The organism is Sphingomonas silueang, assembly GCF_040049155.1.
GTDB classification, from domain to species: Bacteria; Pseudomonadota; Alphaproteobacteria; order Sphingomonadales; family Sphingomonadaceae; genus Sphingomonas; species Sphingomonas silueang.
In genome coordinates, this window is the sequence record NZ_JBDZDK010000078.1 from 1 (window position 1) to 1843 (window position 1843).

Here is a 1843-nt window from a genome sequence, read left to right on the forward strand (position 1 = left end):
ACGTCGCCGGTGACGACCTTGCCTTCTTCACGACATGGGTAGCCCTGCCGGCACAACCATCGAAACCCTTGTCGGGGTGGAAGGGCATCGCTGGGCCATCGAGGACAGCTTCGAGACCGCCAAGAATGAACTCGGCCTCGACCACAACGAGACCCGCTCCCGGCATGGCTGGCACCGGCACGTCTCGCTCGTCATGCTGGCCTTTGCAATGCTGGCGGCTATTCGCACCCGTGCCAATGCCGCGCCCCCAAAAAGAGCCTAGACGAGGCCACGGACCTGATCCGCTGGTCCGTCCAGGAAATCCGCCGTATCGTCATCAGGCTGGCACAGCGACGCATCGAGCCTCGTCACGTTATCGCCTGATCATGCTGGCGACGCGCCCACCAAGCCGCAGCTCTAAGATCACATTTCCGATCAAAAACGCAACTGTAATGCTAATATGGATAGATTACATCTTTAGTAAAACATTACTTAACCTCTACTATCTCGTAAATCGTCAATAAATCCACAGAATAGGGGAATAGCTATAGATACAACTACCAGTGCAGCGGAAATGTAAAGAGGCACTTCACTTGCGCTACCATTCAAAAATAATTTTCCATTAATAATATTAAAAATTACTATCAGCATTGATGCGCAATAGGATGATAGAGATACGTATATAGCTCGTTTATTTGCTACGCTGCCAAACGCGTCTCTTAGGCGCGCAACCAAAAGTGGTCCGACATTCATGGTCACGCAGATTGCCCCTGCTCCGCACAGAACTGCTAATACTAGCAACATGGGGTCGTGCCTACCTTGGGCGTAACCAGCAGATGCTAACACAAAGGACGTCAACAAAACATAAAGTGCGACTAGAAGATTATACATTACCAGATCCTTCAGCCACAGGGATCAGGAGAACCGGCATTCAAGGCTGCATCCGTTACGGTACCCGTAAACAAACCAAGTCCCGCTCCTTTAGCGCCTCCGGCGAAGACGCTAGAAATCCTACCTACAGTCAATCCTAAAGCAGCGGATGCTGCAACATTCACCGTCGACAAGCCGGCACCTTGCGCTGCGGAAGCTTTTCCGACGGCTCCTAGATCTGCGATTGCAGATCCCAACACAGCTACTCTACTAGAGAATAGGGCAATGGGGCCAGTTATTGGCAAAGCCGTTCCACCAGTAATCAGTGTAGCTACCCCAGAGCCCACGACTCCTGCTACTCCTATTCCTGCAAGCACCTTGCCGCTCGTGTCAGCCAAGCTCGAAAGCCGGTATAGTGGAGATGAGCAATAGGTAGGTTTAACAGCCGTTCGCGGCGCTGGAACTTGGCTACCACCGCCACCACTACCGCCAGGCCGGAGAGGTGATGCATCAGAAGGTGCCGGGCTCCAAAACCACGAAGGAATCGTATTGTTGTCCCTGCTCTTATCTTCGTCGCATGGCCCTGGGTAAGCTGTCGTCTGCACAACAGACTCCTTCCCATCCCAAATAAACTTCATGCATCCGCCGCTTGGATCCCTCTTATTCACCGGATCCCCACCGACGTAGTTGTACCAGTTGATCCCGTCGGCATATCCGATCGGATCGGTCTGGAGGAAGCGGCCCATGCCCGGAGAGTACATCCGCGCTTTGTAGTAATACAGCCCCAGTTCCGCGATCCACGCCTGCCCGGTATACTGGAACCGCCCGGTGTTCGTCGTCCCCGGATAGGGGTCGGTACACAGAACGGACCCAGATATACGCTCTCATGACTGCCATCCGAGATACTGCCCGAGTTTACCCCTTCGCTGGCCGCAAGACCAGCGTTCGCATTGACCTTGGCGGGTGTGCCGCGGACGCCTGATCGACGACGATT

1 protein-coding gene and 1 pseudogene are annotated in these 1843 nt (G+C 53.9%); one reads left to right on the plus strand and one right to left on the minus strand.

The window, feature by feature from the left end:
• A pseudogene (locus ABLE43_RS23105) lies at positions 1-262 on the plus strand (IS701 family transposase); the annotation flags it as partial.
• 619 nt (positions 263-881) lie between these two features.
• On the opposite strand, the gene ABLE43_RS23110 reads toward ABLE43_RS23105, so the two are convergent.
• Complete coding sequence (locus tag ABLE43_RS23110; RefSeq protein WP_348980277.1) at positions 882-1727, minus strand: RHS repeat-associated core domain-containing protein; 846 nt, start codon at positions 1725-1727, stop codon at positions 882-884.
• Positions 1728-1843 lie beyond the last annotated feature (116 nt).